Raw genomic sequence first — 5,033 nt, forward strand, 5'->3', positions numbered from 1 at the left:
CAACGATGGCCCTCTGCCGACCACGCCGCTTGGCGACGTTCATCGCCCAGGCCTTCACCCAGGACCACTTCGTCACGCGCGTCAGTAGGACCTGCGCGGCTTCGTAGAGCAGCGTTCGCATCATATCGTCACCGCATAACGAGATCCGGCCGACCCGGCGGCTTTCGCCCGACTCATGGAGCACAGGTGTCAGACCCAAAACCGGTCCGACCGCTTTCGAATTGCGGAAGCGGGCCGGAATGTCGATGGTGGTGGTATAGGCCAGAGCCACGACCGGGCCTACACCTGGTGTCGTCATCAGTCGGCGGCAAACTTCATCATCCCGGACGATCGCCAGAATTTTGCGGTGAAGGGTGGCAAAGCGCTGGCGCAGCTTGCCGCGAGCGTCGAGAAGCGGTTCGACGATTTCGGCCAGATCAGGCATGCCTTCAACCAGTTCGTGGATGCGTTGCTCGAATTTGACCGTACCGACGACGCCGACCTTGAGCCCGAAGTTGCGCAGCAGCCCGCGGATGTCGTTCTCGATGGCAATCGCCTTTTCCTGCAGCAGCTTGCGCGCCGTCAGCAACGCCCGACGCTTCTGGCTCGTCAGGGTCTTCACATGCACCGGGCGGAACAGGTTGACCCGCATCATCTGTGCGATGCCGCGCGCGTCATTGCGGTCGGTCTTGTTCACCTGCGCCTTCAGGAATGCCTTGGTGTGACGCGTCTCGATGCAGATCAACGGCAGGCCGGCTTTGGCAAGACCCTCGAACAGCCATTGCGATAAGGGCCCGGCTTCAAGACCGATCCGCTCAAAGTTCCAGGCAGGATCCTTGAGCACCCGCGCAAGATCCTCCGGATGGCTGGGAACTTTCATCTCGCGGCAAACCGTGCCTGTTTCGTCGACGATGCACACTGCCGTCTCTTTCACCGACACGTCCAATCCTGCATAATGTTTCATGCTGCGCTTCCTTTCCTGATGCTTGTGGCTGTTTCGGACAGACCACGTTCTACCATCAGCTCGAAGCGCAGCACCTCCATGCCGCTCCGCCAAGATGGGGCGCAAGCCGAATACCCCATCTTGGACGGTGCGTTCTTGGCGCATTGTCGGCTCCGGCGGTGGCAGATTGTGCTTTGGAATCAGTGGCATGAGACCAAAGTGTACCTGAAACCGCCGGGCCTTGCCTGCGCAAAGTTCCGATTCACGCAATAATATCAATATGTTGGCGTTTGTGGACGGAAACTAATCTAGGGTTAGGGCAGGTGGCGATTTGACGACGCAAGCAAGGTTGCTGGGAAACCGCGCAAATTTGGCCACTCGCTGAACAGCACCATCTTGGTTAGTGAACCCTCAGGAGTTTCGTGACCGATTTGAAGGCCCCCGTTTAATAGCACGCCCCCTGCAAAGACATTAGACAGCGCTAAAACGTAAATTGTCCGGAGGCATGTAATCTGCTACTGCTTAATCACCGACAAACGGCTCTGGAAAGCCGTGCGTCGGACATCATGCACAAGATCAACTCAAACCGGAGAACGGCCATGAAACGGCTTCTGACGGTCGCTGCCCTTTTGGCGGCAGGCAGTTTGGTTACGATGCAAGGCGCAGCCGCCGACGACGCTGCGATGATCAAGAGCGCTGAATCTGCTGCACCCCCTGCCGTGGCAAGCGGCGCTGCGGTCTACGCCGCGGATGAAAAGGGCGCCATGCGCACCTTGCGCGAGGGCAAGAACGGCTTCTGGTGCATGCCGGACAGCCCGTCCACGCCCGGCCCGGACCCAATGTGCGGCGATGCCAACGCGATGGAATGGGCGATGGCATGGATGGAAAAGAAGGAGCCGCCCAAGGGCAAGGTCGGCTTCATGTACATGCTGTCCGGCGGTACCGATGGCAGCAACACCGATCCCTATGCGACGAAGCCCGAGGAAGGCAACAATTGGATAGAGACCGGCCCGCATGTGATGATCGTCAACGCAATGGACATGATGCAGGGCTATCCGACGGACCCCAAGCCTGACACATCCAAGCCCTATGTGATGTGGCCGGGCACTCCATACGCACATCTCATGATCCCGGTTAAGTAGCTGAAATGGAGTCACGCGGGCGCAAACGCTTGTTTCGCCCGCGCTTGTCCTGATAATTACAAACGCTTGCGGCGTCCGTGACCTTCAATCGAGAGTCTCGGCGGTCGGTAGCGTGTTGGCCTGATCTCCCATCACTTTTCCGGCAAATGGAAAATTTCGTGACAGCTCGAACGGTGGCGGCCCTGCAACACCAACAAATTCGTATACTCGTCAGAAAGTGCATAGTCTTTGATGACCGTCGCCGCGGGAGGAGTTCGCGTTGAATCGGACTATCGGAATGATCGCCACACTTGCGCTGTGGAGCGTGCCATTATCGGGCCAGGCGCTTGCGCATGCTCGATTGGTCGAGGCTACTCCAGAGATCAATAGCACCATTGCCGCTCCGCCCACCGAGATTGGACTGCGGTTTAGCGAATCCATTGAGGCTCGATTCTCGGGCATCGATCTGTCGGGGCCGGATGGTGCGAAGATCACCACGGAGATCGCGGTGCGCGATAAGGACATGGTGGCACCTGTATCAAGGTCCCTTGCGCCGGGTGTTTATCAAGTTGATTGGCACGTGCTGTCAGCAGACGGGCACAAGGTGAAGGGCAATTTCAAATTTGAAGTCAGACCGTAGAAATGGACGTTGATGGCACTCTGGCCTTCGCCCGGTGGGTCTACTTCCTCTCAGTGATGATTCTATTCGGGTCGGCACTCTTCCCTTTCTATGCGCTAGACAGAACCGCGGCTCCCGCGCTTGCGCCTCTACCCCGTAACATCAATCCTGCCCTCGCACTTGCGGCCGCAATCTTCGCGGCAATTTGGCTGCTGTGCTTTACGGCCGGGCTCTCCGGACGCGAGGGTATGGTTGACACCTTGCGCGGCGTTCTCATGGAAAGCGACTTCGGAACTGTTTGGTTTGTTCGCCTTTCGCTCGTTCTCCTGCTCCTGGTGATCAGTTTCTCGGGGCGGCCCGAATTGATCGTCGGGCCGGCTTTCTTGCTACTGACCTGCGAGGGTTGGCAGGGCCACGCGGCGGCGTTGGGCCTTCTAGGCTCACTGACTCAAGCTCTCCATGTTGCAAGTGCCGGGGCGTGGATAGGTGGCCTCCTGCCCCTCGGCCTGCTTATCGCGGCAGCACAGCGGCATCCATCCGAAGTCGCAGGCGTGGAAACCGTCCTGTGGCGCTTCTCCCGCTTTGGTATGGTGGCGGTTGCGCTCATTTTTTTGACGGGTGCCATGAACACTTGGCTCGTGCTTGGCTCGTTCCCCGATCCGCGCAACAGCTACGGTCGAGTTCTCCTGTTCAAGATCAGCCTATTCGTCGCGATGGTCGGTTTGGCGGTCTACAACCGATACGCCCTGGTCAGCCGCATGAAATCCGAACCGGCCAAAAGCTTGGGCACATTGTCTCGCAACGTTGCGCTGGAGCAGATCATCGGGTTTGGGGTGCTTATGGATGTAAGCGCGCTGGGGCTTATGGATCCGTACGCGTGACGCGCTGACTTTGCAATTATCCGCTGGCAACGTTTCTGCAATTCGCGATCGACACTCACCTCTATCCGCCTGGCGCACAGAGTGGCTGGCCGGTCTGGCTGCCGATCTTAACCAACGTCGGGACGTGTGGAGCGCGGATATATGCCTGCGACCTAGACACGATTCCATGCGTAAACGAGTAACTGCCAGCACCAGCCGGCCAGCGTTCATCGCTCCTTTGATCCCCACCCTGGTGGAGAAGCCTCCCGAGGGCCGAGGGATGGACACACAAGTTCGACGGCTATCGCGGGTCTTCAATGCGGACCGCGTCGGAGAATAACTGGCGAATGATACTACGGGGCGACGGCGCAGCCGCCGACAGTCGGATGCAGGTCGATCTCGTCGCAGCCGCTGGGCCCGCTAAATGGCACTCTTGACTAACGTGCCAGAGGGTCCATTTTTTGACCGTGCGGTGTGCTGATGTCGAAGCCCCTCTTTATCCCGGCGCTCGCTGCTATATGCCTGAGATCGCCGCTGGTGCGTGCCGATAATGTCGATCTGGCGTTGGAAGCTTTTCACGGTATTTGTCTTGCCCATGGACCTGACTTCGAACGAACCGTCCTGCGGCCAGGAGACGCGGATGGACTCCGTTGTCCGGCGACGCAGCACTTGCCCCCGTCGGTGACGTAGGCGCCTTCCAGGACTGGGAGGCGACCGGTGACGACCTCCCGGCCAAAACCATGATCGCGGTGACAAAAGCCACTTGAATGGCAAGTCCGTGCAACCTTGCTCCATAAAGCTATTCGATGTCGACGGCGCGCCATTCGAGGAGCGTTTCTTCGCCCGGACGGATGCCGAAACAATCGGCGAGGACAGAAACGGAATGCAAGTTTCCAAACTCTGCATATTGACAGTCGGCAATCGCAAGCACTTGTCCATTTGACGTTCCAAGGTCCGGATCACATCGAACACGGTCATTGCAAGCTCGATCGCGACGACTAGGGCGGATCAGCTGGTGTTATCTGCACGGGACGCGGGGCTTTTTGCGTTTGCAAGGAACTCGCGATAAGAATGCTCTGAATCGATCAGGAGCAGGAAATTGAGCGATCGGCAAAAGATTATCTGGATGATAGTGCTGGCAATCCTTGCTGGTATCGCGGTGATCATGCTCAAACATTCGCTGAAGGGCGACCTTGGGTAGCTGCCTCCTTAAATGAGGCAACACAGCCCTGATCGATCAAGGTTGGTATGGGCTTTGGCCCGTCCCATTTCGGCCTGCTTGCAATGGCAGGTGTCCTGCCTGATGCGGAATCGACGAACGAAATGTGAGCGAAAAATGCAACTGACAGGCATGGTATCAGGCGCGGCGCTGTTGCTCGCTTCCGCCGCGGCAGCGAACGCCCATCCACATGTGTTTGCCGAAGCGACGCTGGACCTGACCGTCGGTCCAGACAGAACGCTCAAGTCGCTTCGGCATCTCTGGCGTTTCGACGACCTCTTTTCCAGCACCG

5 protein-coding genes are annotated in these 5,033 nt (G+C 58.3%); 4 read left to right on the forward strand and 1 reads right to left on the reverse strand.

All coding sequences use genetic code 11. The features are described 5' to 3' along the window. Positions 1 to 943: IS110 family RNA-guided transposase (locus NKJ94_RS36860; protein ID WP_352532634.1), on the reverse strand; the 943-nt coding region annotated here is incomplete at its 3' end. A 578-nt stretch (positions 944 to 1,521) separates the two neighbouring features. Here NKJ94_RS36860 and NKJ94_RS36865 point away from each other — a divergent pair. The 4 genes from NKJ94_RS36865 to NKJ94_RS36880 all read left to right on the forward strand — a co-directional run. Further along, positions 1,522 to 2,064: a hypothetical protein gene (locus tag NKJ94_RS36865; RefSeq protein WP_352452020.1), complete on the forward strand. Its 543-nt coding sequence runs from the start codon at positions 1,522 to 1,524 to the stop codon at positions 2,062 to 2,064. 277 nt (positions 2,065 to 2,341) lie between these two features. After that, a complete protein-coding gene (gene copC, locus NKJ94_RS36870) occupies positions 2,342 to 2,683 on the forward strand; it encodes a copper homeostasis periplasmic binding protein CopC (protein ID WP_023722111.1) in 342 nt (113 codons plus the stop codon). 2 nt (positions 2,684 to 2,685) lie between these two features. Then, positions 2,686 to 3,543 (forward strand): copper homeostasis membrane protein CopD, encoded by an 858-nt coding sequence (gene copD, locus NKJ94_RS36875; RefSeq protein WP_023722112.1) that lies wholly within the window; start codon positions 2,686 to 2,688, stop codon positions 3,541 to 3,543. A gap of 1,330 nt (positions 3,544 to 4,873) precedes the next feature. Next, positions 4,874 to 5,033 (forward strand): DUF1007 family protein (locus tag NKJ94_RS36880; protein ID WP_352532636.1); only part of this gene is annotated, 160 nt, incomplete at its 3' end.

It is taken from the genome of Mesorhizobium sp. M0060 (assembly GCF_040323155.1).
Classification (GTDB): Bacteria; Pseudomonadota; Alphaproteobacteria; order Rhizobiales; family Rhizobiaceae; genus Mesorhizobium.